14 protein-coding genes, 3 pseudogenes and 1 other annotated feature are annotated in these 25,316 nt (G+C 57.4%); of the genes and pseudogenes, 9 read left to right on the top strand and 8 right to left on the bottom strand.

Features of this window, described 5'->3' with window-relative positions; all coding sequences use genetic code 11:
• Nucleotides 1-57: 57 nt before the first annotated feature.
• A complete protein-coding gene (locus QRQ56_RS27085; RefSeq protein WP_438744205.1) occupies nucleotides 58-738 on the bottom strand; it encodes a response regulator transcription factor in 681 nt (226 codons plus the stop codon).
• Between the two features lie 1,694 nt (nucleotides 739-2,432).
• Between QRQ56_RS27085 and QRQ56_RS27080 the strand changes: the two genes are divergently transcribed.
• The 4 genes from QRQ56_RS27080 to QRQ56_RS27065 all read left to right on the top strand — a co-directional run bounded on the left by QRQ56_RS27080 (nucleotide 2,433) and on the right by QRQ56_RS27065 (nucleotide 9,165).
• Nucleotides 2,433-2,738 (top strand): HipA N-terminal domain-containing protein, encoded by a 306-nt coding sequence (locus QRQ56_RS27080; RefSeq protein WP_438744203.1) that lies wholly within the window; start codon nucleotides 2,433-2,435, stop codon nucleotides 2,736-2,738.
• 60 nt (nucleotides 2,739-2,798) lie between these two features.
• Entirely contained in the window at nucleotides 2,799-3,101 is a 303-nt protein-coding gene (locus QRQ56_RS27075; protein WP_438744201.1) for a HipA domain-containing protein, read from the top strand.
• Nucleotides 3,098-3,463: a hypothetical protein gene (locus QRQ56_RS27070; protein WP_438744199.1), complete on the top strand. Its 366-nt coding sequence runs from the start codon at nucleotides 3,098-3,100 to the stop codon at nucleotides 3,461-3,463. Before QRQ56_RS27075 ends, QRQ56_RS27070 begins: the two co-directional genes overlap by 4 nt.
• A gap of 146 nt (nucleotides 3,464-3,609) precedes the next feature.
• On the top strand, nucleotides 3,610-9,165 hold the full coding sequence (locus QRQ56_RS27065; RefSeq protein WP_438744197.1) for a trifunctional serine/threonine-protein kinase/ATP-binding protein/sensor histidine kinase: 5,556 nt from the start codon (nucleotides 3,610-3,612) through the stop codon (nucleotides 9,163-9,165).
• Between the two features lie 430 nt (nucleotides 9,166-9,595).
• Here the strand turns inward: QRQ56_RS27065 and QRQ56_RS27060 are convergent, their stop codons facing one another.
• Together QRQ56_RS27060 and QRQ56_RS27055 are read right to left on the bottom strand one after the other, a co-directional pair.
• Complete coding sequence (locus QRQ56_RS27060; protein ID WP_438744195.1) at nucleotides 9,596-10,222, bottom strand: FMN-binding negative transcriptional regulator; 627 nt, start codon at nucleotides 10,220-10,222, stop codon at nucleotides 9,596-9,598.
• Nucleotides 10,223-11,199: 977 nt separating this feature from the next.
• Nucleotides 11,200-11,799, bottom strand: a complete 600-nt coding sequence (locus QRQ56_RS27055) for a hypothetical protein (protein ID WP_317245109.1) — start codon at nucleotides 11,797-11,799, stop codon at nucleotides 11,200-11,202.
• A gap of 530 nt (nucleotides 11,800-12,329) precedes the next feature.
• Here QRQ56_RS27055 and QRQ56_RS27050 point away from each other — a divergent pair.
• Nucleotides 12,330-13,259, top strand: coding sequence for a TauD/TfdA dioxygenase family protein (locus QRQ56_RS27050; RefSeq protein WP_438744192.1), 930 nt, complete (start codon nucleotides 12,330-12,332; stop codon nucleotides 13,257-13,259).
• Nucleotides 13,260-13,922: 663 nt separating this feature from the next.
• On the opposite strand, the gene QRQ56_RS27045 is transcribed toward QRQ56_RS27050, so the two are convergent.
• From QRQ56_RS27045 to QRQ56_RS27030, 4 genes are all read right to left on the bottom strand, one after another.
• Nucleotides 13,923-15,182, bottom strand: a complete 1,260-nt coding sequence (locus QRQ56_RS27045) for a carbohydrate porin (RefSeq protein WP_317245107.1) — start codon at nucleotides 15,180-15,182, stop codon at nucleotides 13,923-13,925.
• A 1,390-nt stretch (nucleotides 15,183-16,572) separates the two neighbouring features.
• Nucleotides 16,573-16,803, bottom strand: coding sequence for a hypothetical protein (locus tag QRQ56_RS27040; protein ID WP_157158633.1), 231 nt, complete (start codon nucleotides 16,801-16,803; stop codon nucleotides 16,573-16,575).
• 100 nt (nucleotides 16,804-16,903) lie between these two features.
• Nucleotides 16,904-18,259: an oxygen-independent coproporphyrinogen III oxidase gene (gene hemN, locus QRQ56_RS27035; RefSeq protein WP_317245106.1), complete on the bottom strand. Its 1,356-nt coding sequence runs from the start codon at nucleotides 18,257-18,259 to the stop codon at nucleotides 16,904-16,906.
• Nucleotides 18,260-19,767: 1,508 nt separating this feature from the next.
• Entirely contained in the window at nucleotides 19,768-20,016 is a 249-nt protein-coding gene (locus tag QRQ56_RS27030; protein WP_231190940.1) for a GcrA family cell cycle regulator, read from the bottom strand.
• Nucleotides 20,017-20,424: 408 nt separating this feature from the next.
• Here QRQ56_RS27030 and QRQ56_RS27025 point away from each other — a divergent pair, with 408 nt between their 5' ends.
• The 4 genes and pseudogenes from QRQ56_RS27025 to QRQ56_RS27010 all read left to right on the top strand — a co-directional run bounded on the left by QRQ56_RS27025 (nucleotide 20,425) and on the right by QRQ56_RS27010 (nucleotide 23,557).
• Nucleotides 20,425-21,663: a cytochrome P450 gene (locus tag QRQ56_RS27025; RefSeq protein WP_438744189.1), complete on the top strand. Its 1,239-nt coding sequence runs from the start codon at nucleotides 20,425-20,427 to the stop codon at nucleotides 21,661-21,663.
• A 725-nt stretch (nucleotides 21,664-22,388) separates the two neighbouring features.
• Nucleotides 22,389-22,807: pseudogene (locus QRQ56_RS27020) on the top strand (IS3 family transposase); the annotation flags it as partial.
• Nucleotides 22,686-22,798, top strand: a sequence feature (AL1L pseudoknot). It overlaps the preceding pseudogene by 113 nt.
• Before the next feature lie 3 nt (nucleotides 22,808-22,810).
• Nucleotides 22,811-23,023, top strand: a pseudogene (locus QRQ56_RS27015) (helix-turn-helix domain-containing protein); the annotation flags it as partial.
• A 318-nt stretch (nucleotides 23,024-23,341) separates the two neighbouring features.
• Nucleotides 23,342-23,557, top strand: a complete 216-nt coding sequence (locus QRQ56_RS27010) for a hypothetical protein (RefSeq protein WP_085348737.1) — start codon at nucleotides 23,342-23,344, stop codon at nucleotides 23,555-23,557.
• A gap of 524 nt (nucleotides 23,558-24,081) precedes the next feature.
• Here the strand turns inward: QRQ56_RS27010 and QRQ56_RS27005 are convergent.
• A pseudogene (locus QRQ56_RS27005) lies at nucleotides 24,082-25,274 on the bottom strand (diaminopropionate ammonia-lyase).
• Nucleotides 25,275-25,316: the final 42 nt, after the last annotated feature.

The following is a 25,316-nucleotide window of genomic DNA, read 5'->3' as shown; positions in this document are numbered from 1 at the left end:
CGAAGCATGGCGGCCAGCTGAAGGGTGCGCGTGTACGAAGAAATTGTAAAATCATACTTAGGTTTGTACTCTGAAACGGTCGGTCCCAATTCCCAGCCTCTCCGCCATTCTAATCAAATCGGCTAGTGATCGAGCACCCATCTTCTTCATCACGTGCCCCCGGTAGATTTTGACTGTAATCTCGGCAAGCCCGAGTTCCGCGGCTACCTGTTTGTTCAAGAGGCCCGTGGCGACCAGTCTCAAGACATCCTGCTCTCGTGGACTTAGAGCCTCGAACAAGGACTGCAGCTTCGTGACAACCTTGTCTATAGCTCGTCTCTTGCGATCCTGTTCGATCGCTGCGACCACTCCATCGAGCAGTTCCTGATCGCGAAACGGCTTGCCGAGAAAATCGATTGCTCCATTCTTCATCGCTTTGACGGTCATCGGAATATCGCCATGAGCGGTGATGAAAATAATGGGAATGTGAACCTTCAGTTTGGCTAATTCAATCTGGAGCTCCAGCCCGCTCAAGCCCGGCAGTCTGATATCAAGCACAAGGCAGCTGGGAACATCAGGAAGCTCGCTCTGGAGCAGTTCTTGGGCCGATCCGAAAGCAACAACGTCTAGACCGATCGAACGAAACAGGTTGACGAGCGATTCGCGCATTGAGAGGTCGTCGTCGACGACCAACACGCTCGGTCTCTCCGGCCCTTCGACAGTTGCGGCTTGCTTCCGCGGTTCAGAGCGCTTGGTCACGATAAAAGCCTCACTTTGCAATCGTGGTAGAAGTTCCGTGGAGCCACGACCAAAGGTTGCTCGTGGCGGCCTTCTCAGGAGCTTTCGCGCAGTGCAAATCTCTGAGATCTTCCAGGTATGCGAACGGCCAGCCGTTTGCGTGCGTAAGACATTATCACGAAAGTCTAGCAAAAAGGGCCCGAGTGGTCGAGAACTGGCTTCCGTCTGTCCGCCGTCCCGTTGGAACGGCCCGGCGGCATTGATCAAATCAATCAGCAGCCAAGTTGAGGCGCTCGCTCTAGCTGGCGGCGGATGCCGCTTGGCAGGGCGCATGAGGCGTCGGCGGACTCTCGTTAAGCGGCCGGATCAAAATGCCCGCCGCCTCGGTAGCTGCACGCGGGGGCGCGAGCTGAGCGAATTGGGGCCAATGTGCCTGTGCATGCGCCGATCCCGCCGGCGTTGTTGAGATCGGCATGAGGCGTAGACTATCGCACCCGCAGTAAAGAAAATGGACATCAGAACGAGTAGCAGCGGCATCAGCACATAAATTCTTTTTTGCGTCGCCAGAGCGCCTGTGAGTTGCGTCTTTAGCGAGCTTGGGAAAGCACCTTGCATCGGTTTCGTACAACCTGACGCATGGTGCGATTCAAGTCCTTTCGGTCGTGCTTTGTAGGAAATGTAATCATCTCGAGCTGCGGGGGCGCCCACGTTCGTGCGTCCTGCCGATTGCTTCGCTGCTCGTATCCGAAGATGATGTGTGTAATTCAAATGGAGAGGGCGCATTCGCGGGATTGGCGGGCACCATAGGTGCGTATCGAGCACGCTGATTCGAAGCTTAGCTCCTCAATGCCGCAGTATAGGGCTGAAACTGGCTCGAGCGGTCCGCTTGGAGCAGCCGCCAACCGCCCACTAGCTCATCAATCTTCCGACGCAACTCATTAAGGCGGCCCGGCGCACTCCTTTGAGAAGAAGTGTGCCGGGTTCGCCCCACATCGCCAGTACATCCGTGGTGATGGTGTCCCAGATGATGTGACCCGCGTGGCAAAACTGAGACTCGTTTAGCAGCCAAAGTAGATGGTGACTCCCTGCTACTTCACACAGACGGGAAAGGCTTGAATCGTACGTAGGGTCACGTTGTACATGTCTTGTAGATTGATCGAGTTAGCATCTCTCGAGCCGACTAGGTGGAGTTCGTAGTTGGCAAGTTAGATCTGTCGCAGCGCGACTGGGACGAGAAGGCGTTCCGCTGTTCTCCAGTGGCTGGGATCTCCAGTCGGAGGGTTTCGGAAGCTTCATGCGGTGTTTGGAGTCGTCCGTTGGCCTGCGTCCTGGCCCCGGGTGGTCGAGCGTGAACGAGATCGTCTTAACGGCCCACTGTCATGCTGACATTGCGGGGTTGTTCGCCAATCCAAGGCTGGTGGCCGGCCTTGGTTAGGGCAAGGAACACGTTGTTCAGGATCGCAGCCGTCTCCATTCGAAAGGGCTACCGAAGACGGGTTCGCTGCAACCGAGCTTGTAAGGAGCCTCACTGGGTTTTTGGCAGCGCACCCATCTTCGTCGAGGAGATGACGGATCAAAGTATGTGCCGATCCGAGGTTGCCCACAAAGCGAACCTTGTGCTCTCCTCGATCCGAAGCCGGTGAACGCGCATTGCAGGACACCATTCGTCGGCGCAATCGACTTTCAGTACGATCCGTCCTGGCTTGCCTGGGAGCATGCTGCCCCTGTCGCTATCTCTGCTCTGCGTGAGGGACCGCTATATCGGTGCCGCCGTCGTCGCCGTTTCGGACAATCTCCTGCCCGACAGCATGCCCATCCGCCGTCGTATGGCGGAGCGAGTCCACGCTCAGGGCATCGACGCTTACGACCTACTCACTGGTGTCGGACGGGACTGCGTCGGCCCATTGCAATTCCTGCCGGACGGCATCGAACCCGGCGCTGCCGGGGCTGTTGACGACAGACCCGTTGACGACGAGGAAATCGCCCGGCTTCTCGGCAACCTTTGCATCGGCTCTCCTTGAGCTTGGTGGGACGAGGACTTTCGGATCTCGATCGCCGGCGCCCAGGAAAAGACCGCGCTCTTGTTCTGGAAAGGGCGTTGGTACAAGCCGCTGGCGACTACAGCCACGACGCACATTCTCAAACCGCAGCTTGACCGACTGCCGAACGGCCTCAATCTTTCCTACAGCGTCGAGAATGAGTTCTTCTGCCTCAAGCTGACAGCAGCTCTCGGACTTCCGAGCGCCGCCATCGCGATCGAGGAGTTTGAAGGCAACCGTGTGCTCGTGGTTGAGAGGTTCGATCGCCGCTGGACCGGCGACAACCGTCCCCTACATTTGCCTCAAGAGGATTGCTGCCATGCTTTGTCCGTGCCGCCGCCTTGAAATACGAAATCAGAGGGCGGCCCGGTATTCCAGGTATCTTTAACCTGCCAAAGGGAAGAGATGAAGCGGAAGCAGATCAAAGGACGTTTTCGTGGCAACCCAGCGGCACCACGCAGTTTCGGGCGCTCCAGCCGGGCGAGTTGTTCCTCTTCAAAGTAGACGTGCCAAACAGCTTCATTGTTAGTAGCGGCATTTTCGGCCACACGTCAATCGAGCCGCTGTCCTTGGCGTGGGAAGCCTTCGGCTTGAGTCGCTCTATCGCGAAGGACTCCTTCCGCGCCGGCGCGCTGCGTAGTCCGGAGCCGCCGCCCGGGCTCGAGCTGCGCGCAGGGCTGCGCTCGATCGACACGATCGGGCTCTAACATACAGCGTGCGTCCGTTTGTGCTTGCTGCGGGCTCTCTTTGGCGGCCATGATCCGGACCCTGCAGCGAATTTTGCGAAGTTCCTTCACAATGGCGCCTCTTATGTGTCAGATTTGGCGCGCGTCTTCTTAGTCTGGTCAGGCAAATGCCGCGCGACCCTCCCAGCCGAACTGTGTTCGGCTCAAATCTCGACAACGACATCCAGCCCCTGTGGAGCGACGGAGGTCGTGTGTTCTGCCGTGCGTGGCGGCAAATCAACGGCAGCAAGGCTGTCGTGCTTCTCGTGCGGCCCACCGCGGAACACCCCGCCACGATCGAGTGCCTCGCCCACGAGTATGAGCTGAGAGAGGAGCTAGATGAGGCATGGGCGGTGCGGCCTCTGGAACTCATCCGGGAAGCTGGTCGTACCATGCTGGTCCTGGAGGATCCATGCGGCGAGCCGCTGCTAAACTTAGTTGGAGTCGGCATGGAGCCTCAGCGCTTCCTGCGCCTTGCTATTGGTGTCACGAGGTCCGTGGGCAAGCTCCACCGCCGCGGCTTAATCCACAAGGACCTGAAACCCGGTCACATTCTGGTCAATTGTCCTGACGAACAAGTGCGACTCACCGGATTCGGGCTGGCGTCCCGGCTTTCCCGCGAGCGGGTGCCGCTTGAGCCTGCCGAGTTCATCGCCGGCTCGCTGCCCTACATGGCGCCCGAGCAGACCGGACGAATGAATCGCTCGGTCGACTCTCGCAGTGATCTCTATTCCCTTGGCGTGATATTCTACCAGATGCTGACCGGCGCGCTGCCGTTCACGGGCTCAGACCCGTTGGAGTGGATTCATTGTCATATTGCAAGAAAAGCAACACCGCCCCTCGAGAAATCGCAAAATGTCCCGGAGCCAATCTCTCACATTACGATGAAACTCCTCGCGAAAACCGCCGAGGAACGCTACCAGACTGCCGCTGGCCTTGAACACGATCTGCAACACTGTCTGGCAGCATGGACCAACCATGGTCGCATCGAGCCTTTTGAACTTGGTGCAGACGACACACCTGATCGGTTGATCGTCCCCGAGAAGCTCTATGGGAGAGCCCGCGAGATCGAGACCTTGCTTGGCTCTTTCGATCGAGCGGTGAAGAGCGGCGCGCCGAGGTTGGTGCTGGTTGCCGGTTATTCCGGCATCGGTAAGTCTTCGCTCGTCCAGGAGCTACACAAAGTACTCGTGCCCTACCGCGGGCTCTTGGCATCAGGCAAATTCGACCAAGTGAAGCGCGATGTGCCATATGCGACACTAGTGCAGACCTTTCAGAGCCTTGTGCGTCCTCTTCTCAGCAAAAGTGAGGGCGAACTCGCGACTTGGCGGCAGGCGTTCCGGGAGGCGCTCGGTGGGAATGGACGGCTGATGGTCGAATTGATCCCCGATTTGAGCCTTGTTATCGGCGAGCAGCCCGCGGTTGCTGAGCTTCCAGCCCGCCAAGCGCAAATCCGTTTCCAGCTCGTGTTTCGTCGCTTTATTGGCGTGTTCGCCCGGCGAACCCATCCATTGGTGCTCTTCCTCGATGATTTGCAGTGGTATGACGCCGCAACACTCGACCTGATCGAGGATCTGCTGACCCAGCCGGATCTGCACCTGCTGCTTATTGGAGCTTACCGCAGCAACGAAGTTGATGCAGATCATCCGCTCAAACGCAAGCTCGAGTCCATCGGGAGAGCCGGCCTAAATCTACAGGAGATCACGCTATCGCCGCTCAGCGCAGACGACGTCGGGCAGTTGGTCGCGCATACCCTTCGCTGCGGACCAAAACGCGCTGCCCCGCTTGCGAAGTTGGTGCATCAGAAGACGATGGGCAATCCGTTCTTCGCCGTTCAATTCTTGTCTGAACTAGCCGGAGAGCAGCTGTTGACGTTCGATCACGTGTCGGCGCGCTGGCGTTGGGATCTGCAGCGAATTCACGCAAAAGCGTACACCGAGAACGTCGTCGATCTGATGCTCGGCAAGCTCATCCGGCTGCCCAAGGAAACGCAGGAAGCGCTGCAACAGCTGGCCTGTTTCGGCAACATCGCCGGGACGGCGGAGCTTGCGATTGTGCTCGAAATTCCAGAGGAGCAAGTGCACGCGACCGTTTGGCCGGCAATCCGGCAGGAACTGATCGTGCGGCATGGGACAGCCTACCGCTTTGTCCACGATCGCGTTCAAGAGGCGGCCTACTTGCTGATGCCGGAATCCTCGCGCGCTCCTTCCCATCTGCGGATCGGTCGGATGCTCGCGGCACACATCCCTGCGCACAAACGCGAAGAGGCCATCTTCGACATTGTCAGTCAGCTCAATCGAGGCGTCGCGCTCATCGCTTCCGGTCAGGAGCGAGAGCAGCTCGCCGAGTTGAACTTGATCGCAGGGCAGCGTGCCAAGGCCTCGGCGGCCTACGCCTCGGCGCTAACATATTTCACCGTCGGTGCTGCGCTGCTCGCGCCCAATTTTTGGCAAAGGCGCCGCGAGCTCGCGTTCGCACTCGAGACCAGCCGGGCCGAATGCGAATTCTTGGTAGGCCAGCTGGAGATTGCAGAGCGTCTCTTGTCCGCACTGTCGAAGCGAGCTTTGAACGGGCCACAACGAGCAACGGTCGCATGTTTGCGGGTCGATCTTTACTTGACGCTAGGTCAGCACGGCCGGGCAGTGCTCATAGGTCTCGAATATCTTCGCGACGTCGGGATCGAGTGGTCGCAGCGTCCGACGGACCAGGAAATGCTGGCCGAATATCAGCGGATGTGGTCACAGCTGCCCGACGCAATCGAGGATCTTGCTGGTTTGCCTCGAATGACAGACCAGGTCACGCTTGCCACGCTCGCCGTGTTGACGCGGATTCTTCCGGCTGCAGGTTTCACGGACGCCAATTTATCCGCTTTAGTGATCTGCCGAGCGGTCAGCATCAGCCTCGAACACGGCAACACTGATGCTTCCTGCGCCCATTACGCATGGTTAGGCCGAATCTCGGCCGGACGCTTCGGTAACTACCAAGCGGCCGATAAATTTGGTCGTCTTGCTTGCGATCTGGCTGATCGCGGCGAGTTCTCTCGTTTTCGGGCTCACGTCTATTTGGCCGTCGGAGCCACCGTGATCCCGTGGACGAAGCCGCTTAGAGACGGCCGAGTTTTGATCCGGCGAGCCCTCGAAGCCGCGGTCAGTAGCGGTGATGTCATCTATGAGGCGTACAGTTCGGTCCATCTAACCGGAAGTATGATGATGGCCGGAGATCACCTGAAAGAGGTACAGAACGAGTTAGAGAAAAGCGCTGCTACGATCCGGAACAGAAAGGTACAATTTGCTGCTGAGGCGGTAGCCGCTCAGCTCGCAATCGTCAGAACCATGCGCGGCCTCACGCGCTCGCTCGGTTGCTTCGACGACCAACAATTTGACGAGCTAGACGTTGAACGATCGTTGGCAGGAAGTCCGGAGTCACCTAGCGAAACCGTTTACTGGATCCGCAAACTTCAGGCGCGCTTCCTATCCGGCGATTATGCTGCGGCTGTTGAGGCTCGCTCGAAGGCCGAGCCCAAACTATGGACCATACCAACAGAGCCCTTGACGGCGGAGTTTCACTTTTATGGTGCGCTGTCTCACTCGTGTTATTGCGACAGGCTGGGCGAAGGCGAACAACAGCCACACCGAGATGTCATTGATGCTCATTACAGGCAACTGCAGACATGGGCGACGAATTGCCCCGACAACTTCGAGAATCGGGCTGCCTTGGTCGGCGCTGAAATTGCGAGGTTAGAATGCCGGGATGCAGACGCAATGCGACTGTACGAAGACTCAATCCAAACCGCAGGACGTAACGGTTTCCCCCACCACGAGGGGATCGCTTGTGAACTTGCAGCGCGCTTTTATGCTGCACGCGGTTTTGCCAGGATCTCCCGGGTTTACCTGCAGGACGCGCGGCGCGGCTACCTTCGTTGGGGAGCGGATGGTAAGGTGCGTCAACTCGAGGAGCTGCATCCGCATCTCATGCATCAGGAGCCCCCGCTTGCCGTGAATGGCATGACGATCGGAGCTCCGGTTGAGCAACTTGATCTGGCGACGGTGATCAAAGTGTCGCAGGCGATTTCCGGCGAGATTGTGCTTCAGAAGCTAATTGACAAGCTTATGCGGACTACCATTGAGCAGGCCGGCGCCGAAAGAGGTGTGTTGATTCTGCTGCATGGCGACGAGCCACGGATCGAAGCGGAAGGCAAAACGGTAGCAGATGCGCTCGTTATAAAGGTGGATGAACAGCCCGTAACTCCGATGGCTCTTCCCGAATCCGTGCTGCATTTCGTGCTACGTGTCCGCGAAAACGTGGTTCTCGAAGACGCTGTCGTCCAGCCTTCATTTGCCGAAGATCCTTATATCCGCGAGCGCAAAGCGCGTTCTATTCTTTGCCTGCCACTCATCACGCAGGGCAAGCTGATCGGCGTACTTTATCTGGAGAATAATCTCGCCCCGCGCATATTCTCGGCTGCCCGAACATCAATGCAGAAAATGCTTGCCTCTCAAGCTGCAACAGCGCTCGAAAACAGCCGGTTGTACAGCGAAGTTCAGCAACGGGAGGCGAAAATCCGGCGCTTGCTCGACGCTAACATCATCGGAATCTTTATCATTCACGAAGGGGGCGAGATCATCGAAGCAAATCAAGCCTTCCTCACGATGGTTGGATACGAGCAAGAAGATCTCCTCGCAGGCCGAGTGAACGGTCTCGATCTGACGCCTCCAGAATGGCACGAGCGCACAATGGATGCTCACACAGAAGCAAAAAGGACCGGAGCTGTTCAGCAGTTCGAGAAAGAGTATGTTCGGAAGGATGGCAGTCGCGTGCCAGTGCTCATTGGCCTCGCCGTGTTCGATGCGCGAGAGGACCAAGGTGTTGGCTTCGTCCTGGACCTGACAGAACGAAAGAGAGCGGAAGCGGAGGCCCGCGAAAGCGAACGGCGCTATCGCGAGACTCTGATGGGCCTTGCACATGCCAATCGGATCACGACAATGGGACATCTGGCCGCCTCGATCGCGCATGAGGTGAACCAGCCGATTGCCGCGATCAGCAGTAATGCGGGGGCGGGGCTAAATTGGCTCGGTGCTCAACCGCCAAATCTGGAAGAGGTTCGGCAGACCTTCGGTTTGATTGTTCGTGACAGTATGCGCGCAGGAAACGTGATCCGTCGGATCCGCGCTCTTATGAACAAAGCGCCCATGCAAACCGAGCTTCTTGCAATTGACGAATTGATCTTAGAGGTGTTGGCCCTAGTCCGCGCGGAACTTGCGCAAAATGACGTGTGGGTGCAAACCCGACGGCCTGAGGCTTTGCCGCTCGTTAGGGCAGATCGCGTTCAGGTACGGCAGGTGATTCTCAATCTGATCACGAATGCCATCGAGGCTATGAGCGAGATCAACGAAGGCGAACGCGAATTACTGATCACGACGCGCACAGATGGCTCGAATAATGTATTGGTCAGCTTTCGGGATACAGGTCCAGGACTCGATCCAAACAGCGCAGACCGAATGTTCGAGGCGTTCTACACCACCAAGTCAGAAGGCATGGGCATGGGGCTGGCCATTTGCCATTCCATTATTGAGGCGCATGGGGGCCGGATGTGGGCGGGCGCCAATGATCCTCACGGGGCCGTCTTTCAGTTCAGTATTCCCGTTGCGCCGGAGGGCGTCGATCAGGCGAAACAGGTCTCTTGAACGTCTTAGGCCGAATTCGAGGTCGAGCAGGGTGGTCCGGGAGTCCCTATCATTGTGACAGAAGTGAGCTGCGCGACCTTGCAAATGTGAGACATTCGCGTTTCTTGCTGCCCATCGGGAGTGTGCGCGACCGCAGATTGTCGTGAACTGTCAGAGAATCTGCAATCTGACCGCAATGTCAGATTCCAGACGCCTGGAGGGCTCTTTGTAAATCTCTCGAGACTTGCACGCCATAAAAGCTGGAGTTGGCCTAGCGGCTTGGGCGTCCGCGGTTTCCGCTCGCGGACGCCGCGCGTTCTTGTGCTGTGTAAAGCACCTGCCGGGAGCAGAAACCCGCCGCCCGCGCGTGGTTTTGCAGAAGGAGAGCAGCCGAGGAAGTGGAGGAAATCCACGTGACACCGGGTCGTTTACAATACGTCGATCGGGTTCGTCATCCTTTCGGAATGAGGTGAGCTGCACGACGGTCTTCCTCACGGTCGCTCTTGGATAAGCCCTCGATGACGCCGGCGCGATCCGCGGCATTGCGGTTCTGGCTCATCTTCCGTGTGCCATCTAGCCGTGTAATTTGCAATCGCAGGCCGATAATCCCCTCGAGCTCCGCTTTGATGAAATCGGCAGGTGCGTCCGAGACCGCCCAGCGGTCTTTGCTTGAGCGCTCATGTACATCAGTCAGCCGCGTGACTACCTCGCGGAGCCGATCGGAATCCTCGAAGAACTCAACTGGTCCGTAGGCATGCACAGCGACATAGTTCCACGTTGGTACGGCCTCGCCTCTCTCGTGTTTGGTCACGTACCATGAAGGGCTGATATAGGCCTCCGCCCCACCGAAAATTGCCATCGCCTCGCCGGTTGGTGTCAGCTTCCACTGCGGATTAGCACGCGCCACGTGCGCGTAAATCGTGCCCATCGAGCCCGCGCTCTCGTCGAGTACTACGGGCAGCATCGTTCCAACAAGCCCCTCGTGAGTGGCGGTGACCAGTGTCGCTGTCCGTGCCTCGCGCATTGTCCGTTGAAGGTCGGCGATATCGAGAAGTTGGAAGCAGGACGGCGTGTACATCAGTGAAGCTCCCAGGCAGCCCGACGGAGACCGGACGACTCATGATTTGAACTGCGGTACGCCTCATTCGGGATCGCAGGAACAGCCAGGTTTGGTAGTTTCATTCCGGGGCGTGCTGGTCCCTGAGGGCAGCTAGCCCATCAAGCGTCGAAGGCGCAAATCAAAAAGCGCGGTTGCAAGCTGGTCCAGCCGTTGCTTTCGAGCCGTGCGCGTTACGGTGAAACGTGGGATAAGATCTTGCTTTCATTCTGACCGCGCTCGATCGGCCGTGAGCCGCTCAATGGCTACCCAGGTCGATTCCACCTGGCACACTGCCTGCGGCTGCACACCTCGACTGTTGTTTAGCATGCTTCCGATGTTACCAGCCTGCCTTATTGACGACGATCTAATGGCGTTAACGCCGCATGCTGATGGCCCCGTCTAGTTCAGCATTTCGGCTCGAAAAGTCAAGTTGTCGTGCGGAATTGCGAAGGTAAGAGAGAGCATATGCCTATGAAACACACGGCGGAGCACATCAAGCGTTCGTTGCGCGTGCTCGGCGGACTTGCTGCCGTCCTCGGCGTCTTGTCCGTGCTCGGACCCAACGATGTGCGATGCGAGCCCATCAAGGGCTTTGACTCTGCAGCGACGGGCGGGCTGGGAGGCGAGATAGTTCAGGTCAGATCAACCAAAGCTCTGAATTATGAGTTATGTCGGTCGTACAGCTTCGGCCAGTGCAATGACCACACTCCGCGCGAGATCCAGGTAATTGGAACCATAGACTTTACCGGTACGGAGGGCGAGGCGAAGGGCAGGGATGCCAACACGGCCGTGCCTGTTCGGCACCTTACAAGCGTGAGTCCCTCTTCTTATCGCGAAAATAGTTATTTGCGATAGTGATCGTCTGCGGGACACCAAGAAACAGGAGGTTCCAATAGTGCTCCCCGTTACAATAAGAGGAATAGATATCGCTGCCATCGAAGTCGTTCCAGGATACCCTAATATTTGTCGTGGGGCCAAAGCCGCCGGCAATCTCTGACGCCCGATATTGTGAATCGGTTGTGATCGATCCACACCAGGTCGGCTCGTGCAATTGCAATAGCATCGCCGGCAAATATCACGCCTTCAAAACGGTGATCGGCATTGGCTCGACCGCTACAATCAAAGGGAAGGGGCTGCGCCTGAATGGGGTCAGCAACGTCGTTATTCGCAACCTGACCATCAGTGATATCAATGTTTGAGCCAATTTCCAGCGGCGCTTGCCGGCCCTGTCGAAGACGACCGACGTCTTCTCCTTGCCATCGCAATGCGCGTCGTTTCCATCGTTCGCTAACAATTACTTCCACAACACGAATGCGCAACACAGCGGCGGATTTTTCCATGCAGTGGATGCTGGATCGTCTGTGCAAGCACTCGTCGAGGGTAACTACTTCGACAACATTGAAACACCTATAACGATCGGTAGTGGGCATATCTTTGCCGTCCACCGGGATATGCCGAGCATCTGCCTCACTGCCCTCGGACGTCGGTGCATCGAGAACATCGCGATCCCAGTGCCGCGGATCAATGGCTTTCGCCTGGATGAAACCGTAATTCAATCGTTTGGGGCTCTTCCAAGGTCATCTATTCCTCTTCCATTTCCGGCGGATGAAGTTACGGCAGTGATCGCGGCCAGGGCAGGTCCCGGACACCTTCAGAGCCGGTGATGGCTCGTTCGCAGACGCGGCCCGTGTTTGGCCGATTGTGCAAACAGTTGGGAAGGTGCCATACTGGACTAGAACGGCACGCACGGCTCGCTGCTCAAAGTTGCACGAAGGCCGTCTGGCGCGTTTCTGTTCGGGTGCCGAGCGGTACAATTCCTCTCGGTGTTGCGTGCCTTTCGCCCGGACCGGGGCGCTTGCCTCAGAGTTTTCACCTCTGGTGTTTTTGCGGGTTCGGATTGCAAGAGGATCGGAGGTGCCATCGCGCTCCTGGCAAACTGTTCGGATCATCAACCCGACGTTCACAGCTCGTGTCCGACTGGCATGGTGCTTGCTCAAGAGTACCCGCAGCGCGAGGTTCGTCATCGAAAGCGAGTGAGATGTGCCCTCGACTGCTCGAACAATCCGCAAAACCTGGAAAAATTGCAATGAAAGAAACAGCTTCGACCGAGCGTGTCATTCCAGCGACCGACGTCGTCAAGCGCGCCGCGCGCATCGGTGTTGAAATCAGAAATATCAAACTTTCGGGTGATTTGCCGAGCCAAACCGTCGCTGCAATCAATAACCTGCTGCTCAAACATAAAGTGATCTTCTTCCGCGATCAGGGGCATCTTGATGACGCGGAGCAGGAGCGCTTTGCCGCTTGTTTGGGAAAGCTGGTGCCGCATCCGACACTCGGTACGATCAATGGAACGACCTCGATCATCGAGCTTGATTCCGCGCGTGGAGGTAGCCGAGCCGATGTATGGCACACCGATGGAACCTTTCTAGCGGCTTATCCCAAAGCTGCGGTGCTGCGAGCTATTGTGATCCCATCGTCCGGCGGCGATACGATTTGGTCGAATGCTGTGGCGGCGTACCTGGATCTGCCGCGGCCGCTCCAAGGGCTTGCCGACGAACTCTGGACCGTTCACAGCAACGCCTTCGACTACGCCGGGACCTGCCGTGTGCGCGAAATCGATCAGAAGCATTTTGATGAGGTCTTTACTAAAACAATCTATGAGACGGAGCATCCGGTGGTCCGTGTACATCCCGAGACCGGCGAGCGCGCGCTGGTGCTCGGCGATCTGGTGCAAAGGTTTATTGATATTCCAAAACGCGACAGCCAGAAGCTGTTTCAACTATTCCAGTCCTATATCACGGCGCCCGAAAATACCGTGCGCTGGACCTGGAAAGAAGGCGATGTCGCGATTTGGGACAACCGCGCAACACAGCATTATGCCGTTAACGATTACGGTGACCAGCATCGCGTCGTTCATCGTGCCACACTCGATGGCGACGCGCCCGTCAGTGTCGATGGTCGATGCAGTGTGACGCGCCTCAAGATGACGAAGCACCCGTCCACGAAAGTTGCCTAGCAGTGCGCGGCAAATTCACATGGTTGCACTGGCCTTGTCGCATGTTCGCGCGAGGAGGAGCTAACGCGCGCGCAGACCCGGGAGGCGACCTCCTCGCTGAAGTAAGATGCTCAAGCTTATCTCGTCCGCCGAAAATGATTCAGCGCCGAGTGGCGCAAGTCATCCGGCCGCGTCCGGTTGACTTTCCACGGACGACGGTGCGTTTCCGCCAACCTTGCGCATCGCCCTTCGGACGACGGCACGACCGGCGGACAGACAGAGCGCGATTGCCGGAGCTGGCTGAATTTTGGCATCTGTGTCGCGGTTCCACTTCTAAGTCTCTTCGCGGGAATCTCCGAGGGCACGATTTCGGGGTTGTCATGGGCTCGGACGCGAGTCTGACGAGTTGCAGGAGCAGCTAACGAGAAGCAATGTCACTGCCGCAAGAGGACCCGACTTTTGCGCGATACGGCGCCGGTCTATCGCTCTAGACCACCAGCAAAGGCTCCAAGCTACCATTCCCAACAGCAGGCTACCTTGGACATGCCTAAATTCACGCGGTACCCGGCCTCGCGCCAGGAGCACAGAGATAGCAAAACGCCGCGATGACCGGCCCAAGCCGTTGAAAGGGAACGATTGTGATTTCGACTACATGCCGGTGAATTCACGCCCAGTCCTGAGCCTTTAGAAGAATACCGACGTAGATACTAATATATTCAGGGCGTGTCCGGTTTGCGGTGTGTAGGTAATGCTTGTTGGGTGATTGATGTAGGTCAGTCCTACGGTTGTATATATCCCGGGCGCCAGATGCGCCGTGTACAGTCCCGAAATTGCTGTACTGTCGCGGTGCGCCAGCTGCTCTTTTGCCAGTGCAGCGTCCACCGCGACATGGCTCCAGATGGTATTGCTGACAACAAGACTCATCTGATCTGTGGGCCGGCTGTCCAATAGGCCCTTCGCATAAAGGCGAATCTCGTAGTATTGACTAGCTCTATTTAGGTCAGGCGGAGCATACATTGCAGAGAGCCCGCCATAGACTCCGCGAGATGCCGAGCCGTGGACGGCAGACTGCCAGAATTGCCTGTCCGCACCTACATAGTAGACGCTGTTGGCCTTGGTCGTCGCTTCTGTCGGATGCTGCAGGTCCGTGTAGCTGCTGTTGTTGAAGCCCGCGCCAGCCCGCAGCCAAGTCTCCATTACACCCGGAGTAGGCTTGTTCCTGTAGGAAAGCTCATCAAGCAAAAGAATGCCTGCGTCGCGCGTGCTCCAGTTCAAGCCAGTGGGATTCTCGCTTACATGCGCATATTGTCCTGCTGGACTGACCGAGCGCTGGATTGAGAATTTGTTATATAGGCGATCATCAAAATTGTACTTCAGATTAAGAGCCGGCGTTGGCGCCCAATTGTTGCTCATGCCGGCTTGGAACAGCATTCTCGATGAGGGTCCAAACACTTTGTCTCCAGCGCCCGCAAACTCATGTTGGTTCCTGAGGTAGCCCACTTTGAGTTCGATCCTTCTGTCGAATAACGTTTGATAGTAAGAAACTGCATTGAGGCCCAGCCGATCTGGCCCAGCGCTCTGCCATGTCCAGTGTTGATGCTCGGCTCCGACCACGATCTGACCATCGGGAATTCCACACCGAGCGAGGTCATAAGTCACGATCATAGAGTTGACCGTACTAAATGTCGGATTCTGGCCGACATATTGCTGATTGGCGATGGTGCTTCTGGCGGCGTTGCCGAGTTCATTGTCGACAAGCGTGTTTAGCGTCCAGCCAGCAAATCCAATCCCGAGATCCGAAAATTGGGATCTGACAGAAGCTGTATCCTGATCTATCGTGTCCGCAGGACCAGGAGCAGTGAAAGCGCCACCTCTTTCGCGAAGCTTCTCGAATTTTGCGAATGGGTCGATCTGATTTTCAATTCTGCTCTTGGCCGTCGCCATGGCAACATCTCGCTTTATTGTGGTCGTAGCTGTTTTTGGCAAGGAGCTCCTAGGAAGGCGGGCTGCTCCCTTGGGTCGCCCGCTTCGGAATGTCATGGCCGAATCCGAAATTGTTCTGCTTGTTGCCTCATCGAGCTCATCGGGGCTGGGGCTTCTTGGGCCGGAGATCTCGCGACTCGGCGCCGCCGAACTGCTGGCGAGACTAGCTATCAGACAAAGGACAATACGACCTCGTGGCTTCGCCGTTGGTCCAGACATGAAAGCAACGACGCCAGCCAGATATGCTTGCGTGGATAGCGGCGTTATAACGCAACGATGCATGGTGATTTTCGCGCCCGTCGATTTGAATAAAGTGCACTTCCACCTGACGGCCTAGAGCGGATGTCAAATCTTGTCCCTCAATGCGGTGGGAGACGCTTGACACCAGGCGGCCTCTCTATGTCAGCGAGACCGCTCAACCTTGCGCGCTATCACCACAGCGGCGCCGCTTGGCCTACGTGTGGGTACACAGCGCAAACAACCTAGTCGCTCGATCGCTAATCAAGGCGAGCTTCTGCTGGAGGGTGCCGACATTAGCGGGCTGCTCGGTGTGCGCGTTCGCTAGCAAGAGATTGGTGGCCGATACACGGAGGCCAGCGACCTTGCGACAAACCCTCTGCCAAAACGAAGGAAAACTGTTTTCAACAGAGAGCAGCGGCAATAGCGGAGCTCGCAGAACAACACGCCCGATCCAAGAAACGCCGCTCGCAGCTCGGTCGATGGGATGAAGCACAGGCAGGCAGAAGGGGCTAACATCCTTGGCGGGCCGTAAGCTCGCCGCCACAAACCCTCGAGTGGCTCTCATGGAAAGATGGAAGGCACGATTGGAGACAGTTTGATACCTGGGGACGACGAGGCAAAACATCCATCAGCTCCATTGATCGATGAAATCTATATCGCGCGACGACTTCTTATGTGGCCCGAGCGAATTTCACAGCCACTGACTGGCATGTGTCCATCGTCTCCATCAATTGCTAGGTTTGGTAGTTGACTGAGCGGGAGGTCGGCTGTCGATGCGTGAATCGTAGCTAATGTGCCGCTCGACTCCACAACCCCGGCGTTCACGGCCGATCGGTATCGCAGCGTCGGCGGGCGAATTCTAGGAGTTCGCTTCGATCCACGTCGCGCGAAGCTCTTACAGGGAACGATCTTTTCGAAGACCGTGATCCCGCCGGATCTGGTTGTAGTTGTTGCGCTCGAATATCCTTTGCGCCGTATCACGCATGATTTCGGCTGCCACCGCCGGAGCCAAGGGTCAGATGTCCTTGTCCATCCGGACGAGCTCGATCAGGGTTTTCGATCCGGAAGTCCCTAAACGTCGAGATGTCATCATCTCGACGACATAAGATGATCAGTTCTCGATCTCCAGTTGGTTGGCGGCGTCGCGCAACCAGTCGTCGTCCCCATCGAGATCCTTGGCTACACGGCTAATGGCGGTGATGGGATGAAACTTGTCGAGATGTAGGGTCACGCTGCTTGAGCGAGGAGCGTTGTTGTCGGGGCGTCCAATTCCCGGCAGCAGTGCGTCCAGCTTGTCTTCGCGGCGCGGGTCAGGGCGACTCTCCGCCGCACAGCTTCGCACGGCGTCGTTGATCGATTTGGAGCTGGTTGTGAGTGTGCCAGATGAGCGAACGCATTCCTCAGGCTTCCTGGCGCGTGCAGCAAAACGTGATTCATTTCATTCAATCATTGCGTTGGCTGGTCTGAACAGAGGGGGGCGCGAAGAAACAATCGAATGCGGCTGCCACAGCCCGGGTGAGAAAACGATGCTCCGGCCTCACGCGGACGAATCCCTTTTCCATTTCGACGATCCCATCCTCAGCCAGCATTGCCAAGCGTTCGCCTGAACCGAGCAAACCGACCGGGTCAAATCCATGAGCAACGCAAATTGCCGGCACGTCCACCTCGAAATCGCACATTAGCCGCTCAATGATCGCGGCCCGGACGCGGTCTTCAAGGCTGAGACAGTAGCCCTTTGACGTCGCCAGACGGCCGGCGTTGATTTGGCCGCTGTAGGAACCCGCTGTAACTTCGTTCTGGACGTAGCCCTCGCCAAGCCGGCCGATCGCCGACGGTCCGAAGCCGATCACTTTATTGCAGGTGTCGGCCGAGTAACCGAGTGAATTCCGCCGCAGGCGACCGGCTTTCTGCGCCAGCGCGAGCTCATCGTGCGGCAAGGCGAAATGGTCGAGTCCGATCTGGCGGTAGCCCGCTGCAGTCAGTGTATTGGCCATCGCGGCTGCTTGTTCTGCACGGGCATGGCTGTCTGGCAGCGCTGCCTCGTCGATCAGGCGCTGATTCTTCTTGAAGGAAGGAACGTGCGCGTAGCCGAACACCGCAAGCCGGTCTGGTCGCATTGCCAGCGCCGTTGTCGCGGTCTGAACGCAGGACTGCACCGTCTGATTTGGCAGCCCGTAGATGAGGTCGAAGTTGACGCGCATTATTCCATGCTGCCGCAGCGACTGGACAACGCGCTCTGTTTGTGCCTCACTCTGGACCCGGTTGATGGCTTTTTGGACAATTGGATCGAAGCTCTGGACGCCGAGGCTCGCGCGGTTCACGCCGGCAGCCGCCAATCCTTCGCATGTGGCGAGCGTGAACGTGCGCGGGTCGATCTCAACAGCAATGGCGGCCGTGTTCGAAATCGCAAAGCGGCGGCGCAGAAGCTCCATCAACCGCCGGAATTCCGTTGGCTCGAGGAGGGTCGGCGTTCCACCGCCGAAGTGGACATCGCTCACAGGCAGCGGTTGCGCAACCTGCGCCGCGACCAAATCGATCTCCTTACGAAGAACCCCCAAAAAGTCGAGGATAGGAGCATGCCGGCGAGTGATGCTTCGAGCGAAGCCACAATACCAGCAAATCGATCGACAGAACGGAATGTGGAAATAGAGCGACACCGATTGGTCAAGCGGCAGCTGCTGCAGCCATCTCTCACAGGCGTCGCCGCCGACTGCTTTGGAGAACTGGGTTACAGTTGGATAGATGGTGTACCAAGGAAGGCGAGCATCGTAATACGTGCTTAAGATCGAGGTCTGCAAGGATTGTTATCCCATGTTTACGAAGTTTTACGTCGCAAGCGAATTGTCCTGCATCCCTTTGCTTGCCAAGGGCGATCGGGACTGTCGCTAGGCAATTGGGAGCTTGCGTGACGGCCGATCTGCGGAAGAAACGCGCTGTCGGATGACGATCCGCTCCCCTCGGACACAGAGAACAAGTTCTGCAAGCGAGATACTCGAATCAACACAGCCACGGCGGGGTCCCCAATTCGTCCGCCTTGATAATCTTTGATCTTCGGCAACGAGACACCCACCAGGGCCGTTTAAGCTGCTAGACCTCGAACTGCTCCACGATTTGACTCGTGCGAGGTTCAATGACCAACATTGATGCGGTCCCGTATTCTCCGTCAACTGACAAGGTTGGTAGTTGATTCTGCGTGGCGTATTCCCCATCGCTCCAGGAATAATGGGTCCGCTTGGCTCCGTCCCGGTATGTAGTGAAATTCGCCAATGAAGGGATTGTCGGTGGGCGTCTTCATGGATCCCTCGCAGAAGAAGTCCTTTCATGCGTCCGTTACTCGGCGGCAATATCGCTACGAGCGAAACTCTCCTATCGGCGGCTCTCGCGCAGCTGGCGTGACGAAATGAGCCGGGTAGGTGAGCGAGAACGGATGGGTGCAATTGAACAGCCGGCCGCCTCAGAGGCGCCGCCGGTTTTGCGCAGACGTCAAGGCACCTACGTTGGTGGTAGCCGTTTTCGTGTGTCTGCGCACCGCAGGAGCCGACCTTTTAAACGACGTCAGGCAATATCCCGCGAGGGCAGCTCGTCAAGCCGCTCCAACGCTAAGCATAGCGCCGCCCGACGACAGGCGATTCTATCGGAGGTTCTTTCGGGAGAACAGGCGAAGATCGAATAGTGGAGCTATCTGGTACTCACCGCTTCACCTTCTTCCGTTTCATCTCCGCCGTCAGCTCAAACCTATCGAAGCCGGCGAGGAAACTCGCGCCTTCGTCTAAAACCAGAAGGTCCGATCACAGTCGGAGGGCCACCGGGCTCACCCCCGGAAACGTCGTACCTCGATGATTTGCCGAGTGTTCAGTCCCAGTCCAGCTCTCCACACGCCTGTCGCAGATATCGAAAGTGGTTGAGGATCAAGCGGCTTCACCCGGTCTCGTGTAGTTCGTTGGGCGCGGTGTGCCGAAAGTTCCGAACACCGCGCAAACTAGGACGGCGGGCGCTTCCCCAAAACGCATACCCGGAAAACTCAATAAGCAGAACGCTCTCTTCTCTCCAATTCAGCGCATCCGGCCTCTTGAGATTGGATGGCTTGATGTACGATCGAGCCCTCCTGCCGCGAACGTTCTACTGGTCGCCACTGTTCGTCGGATAGGCACAAATCGCGAAACCAAATAGCCCGAATGAACCGACTACGGCGGCCTAGACCCGGGAGATCGCGGCGCCGATAGCTCTAGACGGTATTCCTGACCGCCTCAGCTAGGATTGCGTAAAGCTGCCGCTTGCTCATTTCCTGAGGCCGCGTTTTTAGCGCCTATTGCAGCAGCTTCTTTCGGACGCGATCGCGGCGGGCAGCCATCAACGTCGGCCCTCCGCTTGGGCACCGATCTAATCTTGGGTTTTGTGCTGTTGGTGGCTTGTGACCTCGAGTGAGACCCAACCGAGTCGGCCTGCCGCAAACGGCGTTGCGACTGCACTCGAGATGACCCGCGATCTGCGCGGCACTCTGTCCCTCGGACCAGAGCTGTTTCAGCTGTGCCAATTCTCTTCTATTCCAGCGCATGGAAAATACTTTGTTGCCAGTTCGGACGTCCGTCGCCTCAGCAATGTAAGTGGTCGAGTGGCAAAGGGGCTGCCTGCCCGAGAAAATGACGATAACCGGCTGGGTGCCACAGCTGCGAGTGCTTGCGGCTTGATGTTGACTACCACAAAGGGCGCGTTCGCGCGCCTCCCAATCCTGATAGGGGAGCTTCGCTCGCCTTTCCATTATTCTTCGTTGACGGGGACCAAACGAAAGTCCGTAACATGATTTCAGATTTCGGACCTCGCGCGAAGTCCAGCCATGATCATGCGTGACACATCGTTAGTGCACCGCCCAAGCTCGTCGTGTTTCGAGCGCGCTTCCCCCGAACTCTAGACAGCGCACTCAGCTGATCCAGCAAAAGTGCAAGCCAATGTCAGCGAGACAATCATGACAGCGTTATCGACAGAAAGCGCCTGCGAGAGCACTGATATCCCGCTGAGCCGCCTTGATGTAAGCGAACCCAAGCGCTTCGAGGATGATACCGTTTGGCCTTATTTCGAGCGGCTGCGAAGGGAAGATCCCGTTCATTATTGCGAAAACAGCCCATACGGACCATATTGGTCGATAACAAAATACCGCGACATCATAGCCGTGGACTCAAATCACACAACATTCTCATCAGAGCGAAGCGTCACAATAGTCGACCCGCCGGAGGAGTATTGGACCCCCAGTTTTATCAAAATGAATCCTCCTCTCCATGCTCAGCAACGTAAGACTATCAGTCCGATAGCGGCATCGGAGAACTTGGCAAATCTTGAAGGCTTGATCCGCTCGCGGGTTCAGAAGATTTTGGACGGTTTGCCGCGCAACGATACCTTCAACTGGGTCGACAGGGTCTCGATCGAGTTGACGACCCAAATGCTGGCCACGCTGTTCGATTTTCCATTTCAGGATCGGTGGTTGCTGACCCACTGGTCGGACGTAGCTGCCTTGACTCCACAAATGGGCGACCAGATCGACAGCTGGGAAAAGCGAAAGGTCGTGCTGTCGGAGTGCCTGGACTATTTTACGCGGCTTTGGAGCGAACGGGTCAATTGTGAGCCGCGCGGTGACCTGATCTCGATGATGGCGCATTCACCGGCGACCCGAAACATGGAGCCCCGCGAGTTCCTGGGCAACCTCATTCTGCTGATTGTTGGAGGTAACGATACTACGCGCAACTCAATTACCGGGGGCGTCTTGTTCATGAGTCAAAATCCATCCGAAATGCGAAAACTCCGGGATGATGCTTCGCTGGTGTCCGGCGCGGTATCCGAGATTATACGATACCAAACCCCCATTGCACACATGCGCCGGACCGCTGTGGACGATTTCATGATAGGCCACAAGCGAATCAGGCAAGGCGACAAAGTTGTGATGTGGTACATCTCTGGCAACCGAGATGACGAGGTCATTGCGAGAGCCAACAGCTTCATCATCGATCGGGAAAATGTACGGCAACATCTCTCTTTCGGATTTGGGATTCATCGCTGCGTGGGTAGGCGCCTTGCCGAGCTGCAGCTGAAAATCCTGTGGGAGGAGATGCTGAATCGATGTTTGGAGGTAAATGTGGTCGGCGAACCGGAGCGAGTTCAATCGAATTTTGTGCACGGTTATTCCGCACTGCCGGTGCAGATCCCAGGTTAGTCTCGGCTGCGGCCGACCTTCAACACTGTCATGCCGTTCAGAGCCGGCGGTTAGGACAATGACTTTCTGGAGACCAGTTTTCTGGGTAAGTTCACCGGCGTTGCGTGACGGGCTTACGGTTGTTTCGAAGGTTGCGGGCAGGGGCCGCTATCGCGTCGAGGATTTTGGCCGGGCGGCTACGATACTCATCACGGCCTGCTGGAGCCGTGCCAGCGTTCAAAGTCTAGGGAAGCAGTCCGTCCAGTCGATGAACTGAATGACCAGAGACTGGCCATACGAGGGGGCTTACTTCATGTGAAGACGAGGACAAGCAGGCTCGAGCAGAGTAGCGCAAATCCGGCTGCGGTCAGCCCGAGGAAACTGCTGGAGACAAGATCATGACTGCCCATGAACGACCTCTGCGGCGAGGAATAGAGATCGGCAATCGCCGCTCCGCTTCCCTTTCTGGCCAATCTCGGCATTGTTGTTCAAATGAGCCGCATAATTCCTGCCGGTCTCGTGGCAGAGCGCACTTTTCCAGCAAGATCGAGCGACAGTTCGCCGCGTTCCGGCGGGCATCCTCGTTAGTGCTCTCGTGGTTGCAAACGGATCGCTCCGCCAGAAGCTGAGTAGACCAGAGCATCTTGACAGCAAAACTCACTCAATCGTGCCGTCCGCGTTTGAGCGCTTGCAGGATTGAGCGCCCATCTGAACCGCCGCCGCGGATTTGGCGGAGGCTCCAAGTCTTGAGAAGGTGGAGCCATGACAAGCAAGACGACGAGAAATGTTCACCCGAGGCCCGAGCCCGAGGGGGTCGTATAGCTCTGTATCAGGCCAACGAGCACAGGTCGCGCTGGACGACGGTGACTTCCATTGCGGCCAAGATTGGCTGCACGCGCAGACCTTGCATGACTGAGTCAAGTAGGTCGAGATCGACAGTGGGCAGCGGGCCGGCGTTCCGACCGAGCTGGCCGAGAAGCCCAAGGCTCTGGAACGGAAGAACCGCGAGCTTCGCCAGCCAACGAGATCCTGCGCAAGGCAAGCGCTTATTTTGCGACGGCGGAGCTCGACCGCCGGTCCAAGCCATGATCGCATCGACGATGATCGTGCGGCGCGTGGGGTTGAGCCGATCTGCAAGATGTTGCCGATCGCCCCCTCGACCTACCGCGGAAGCAGATTATTCCCAAAGGCGGGCGACATGCCACCAGCGATGTTCAGATCTTCGGCAAAGGCGATCTCGGGGCAATAGCTCTCACTGGTAGGCCACGAAGAGATCGCGCCTCTCAAGGTGCAGGGCCAATCGATCCAACAGATTGGACGTCGCCTGGGGCGGGCTGATTCGACAGTCTCGCGTGAACTGCGGCGCAACGGCCGCCCGCGCCGAACCAGAGGGCCATGGCCGCCCATGTGAGGACCATAGCGCCCGCATGAGGCCGGCCCGGCGCTCAGGGAAATGCGAGAGCCCGGAAATCCGAGCCGTACGGGACGATTCCGTCCTCCTCGCAACGAGACGTTTCGAACGCGGCGCGATCGTTTCAAACGCAAGCGCCGCGCGAATTGCGAGGATACCAAGCCGCGTCAAACCATGAATTCACTTCTGCACGCGAGAGGCTTTTAACCGCTCGGCAAATGTGCGCTATACCGAGTGCAAAGAGGGCACTAGCCTTATCGCATTATCCCTCGAAAGGAGAGATGGAGCGTGAGCGAATTTACGGGAGAGGTTCAAGCGAACATGGGCCTGGTCTTGGATCAGGTCTGTGCGGGGCTGCCGAATGGCGGTGACCACGAGAGCCGCCGGTATGTCGCTGAGCAACTGATCCAAGCGGTACGGGCGGGAAAAACGACTCTGGGGGAGCTGACCTCTGCGGGACGTCGCGCTGTCGTCTATCTGAAGAATGCGCCGAAATCAGCCTAGCAGTCCCTTGTTGCCGGCCCGATCTGCCCTGCGTTCGCTCGCAGGCAACCGCATACCCGACAGACCTCGTGGTGTTAGGGCACATTGACGGATGGCATGGGCGCCGTCGGGCGCGGCATGAACGCGCTTTGGTGGTGGCCGCGTGCCGCCAATATGATCGCGAAAGCCGTGAGAACGATCAGGAGTCCACGCATATCGACAGATTACTCGGAGAGCTGTATCGCAATTATGAAACGGCTCATAGCCGGGTGTGCCGAATCAACAAGAAAACGAAGCTGTTGTATCATTCGATGAGGCGAACGCGGTTGGACTGCAAAGCGCCAAAGTCATAACGCTTGGTCTTGCGGCAAGACGGCAAAGTCATGCCTTTTGTGCCGAAAACGTGCGTACGGGCCTCGTTGGAAGCAGAAATCTGCGGCGGATTTCAATCGTAGGATCAATCGCTGGATGCCTTCGTTCTTGGCCTTCTCTTGGGCTTTCGTCCCCGTCACGAGTTCACCGAACGGGCCGCGGATCATGAGCGTCTAGGCCTCCAAGCTTCTCCTGACCACTTGCGACAGAGACTGACCCACGAGCTGTTCGTAAGCGCCAGGATCCGTCGCGCCCTCGGTATTGATGAGGAAGACCCGTGCGTCAGGTTCAAGACCAGTCAAGCGCGCGAGGTCGAATCGGCCGCAACTTTCAGCAACCCTGCCAGACCAACCCCGCCACTTTCGCCTGCAACGATAGCCGGATCACCGTCCCGGGGATTGGCCAAACGGTTCATAACCCCGACGGCCTCCTCGTCATCGACAATCATAAAAGCGTCGGCTGCGCGCGAAAGGATGCGCCAAGCGACGAGCGAAGGTTCGTAGCACTCTAGCATCGCCATCACTGTCGGCTGCCCATGAGCTACCTTGACGCAATGCCCGGTTCGAGCGCTTTCAAACAGGCACGCTGCGCGCGATGGATCGACAACCGTGAAGGACGGGCGACTATCACCTAACGACACCGAAAAATGTCCAAGACCGCTGCGGCAAGTCCACCGACTTCTGACTGGACGAAGACGTGGGTCGGAGGTTCGGGCAACTGTCGTAGTGCTTCAGTCAGGAGCGCGGAGATCCCTGCATTACCAGACCATGGGATAGCCCGGCCAAGACCTGTCAGACACCGTGATTCAGCCGTTCTCTGCGGCAACTCGGGATGCTTCGGCAACGGAGTCATCGTAGTTGCCGCTGACGCGGATCATCTGCGCGCCATGTGGGACGATTGCTGCGCTACGCTCATCGCTGACGCCCGAGTGAATGAATATAGCGCAGTTCGCCCCCACGAGCTGAGCGCCGTGCGCTACGGACCTGCCATGATTGCCGTCCGTCGGCGCAGGATACCGTCATCCCCCGTGCTACGGCCTTCACCTCAGGTGCGTGAAGCTCCGAGATGTTAACAGCCCTGCCGAGGCGCGGAGTTGCTGCTTCTAAGACGAGCCGGATGACGGCATAGGAGCCGCCCAAAGCCTTGAAACTGCCAAGCCCGAGCCGGTGACCCTCGTCGTTGACTTGGACCGAGCCCACGCCAATCTCGTGGGCGAGGCCCGGCAAGGAAATCAGCGCTGTTTCCTTGTGGCCATTGCGATATTAAGAAACCGTTCCACCTCGCACGCAGCTTCGCGACTCAGCATGTTGGCATCCGCACTATCCAAAGGCGCCCGGTGGTCAGTGCGATGGTTAGGAAGCAACATGGTTCGAGTTGGCGCCGATCTAAGCATCGCGGCGATGCGCTT

It is taken from the genome of Bradyrhizobium sp. U531 (assembly GCF_051710265.1).
Classification (GTDB): Bacteria; Pseudomonadota; Alphaproteobacteria; order Rhizobiales; family Xanthobacteraceae; genus Bradyrhizobium.
This window is presented reverse-complemented; position numbering and strand designations above follow the sequence as displayed.

Excerpts from the sequence above, each read along its gene's own strand:
- QRQ56_RS27080 (WP_438744203.1), top strand. The coding sequence starts at position 2,433 with ATGCTGCCCCTGTCGCTATCTCTGCTCTGCGTGAGGGACCGCTATATC.
- QRQ56_RS27065 (WP_438744197.1), top strand. The coding sequence starts at position 3,610 with ATGCCGCGCGACCCTCCCAGCCGAACTGTGTTCGGCTCAAATCTCGAC.
- QRQ56_RS27060 (WP_438744195.1), bottom strand. The coding sequence starts at position 10,222 with ATGTACACGCCGTCCTGCTTCCAACTTCTCGATATCGCCGACCTTCAA.
- QRQ56_RS27050 (WP_438744192.1), top strand. The coding sequence starts at position 12,330 with ATGAAAGAAACAGCTTCGACCGAGCGTGTCATTCCAGCGACCGACGTC.
- QRQ56_RS27045 (WP_317245107.1), bottom strand. The coding sequence starts at position 15,182 with ATGGCGACGGCCAAGAGCAGAATTGAAAATCAGATCGACCCATTCGCA.
- QRQ56_RS27030 (WP_231190940.1), bottom strand. The coding sequence starts at position 20,016 with ATGCGCTGGAATAGAAGAGAATTGGCACAGCTGAAACAGCTCTGGTCC.
- QRQ56_RS27025 (WP_438744189.1), top strand. The coding sequence starts at position 20,425 with ATGACAGCGTTATCGACAGAAAGCGCCTGCGAGAGCACTGATATCCCG.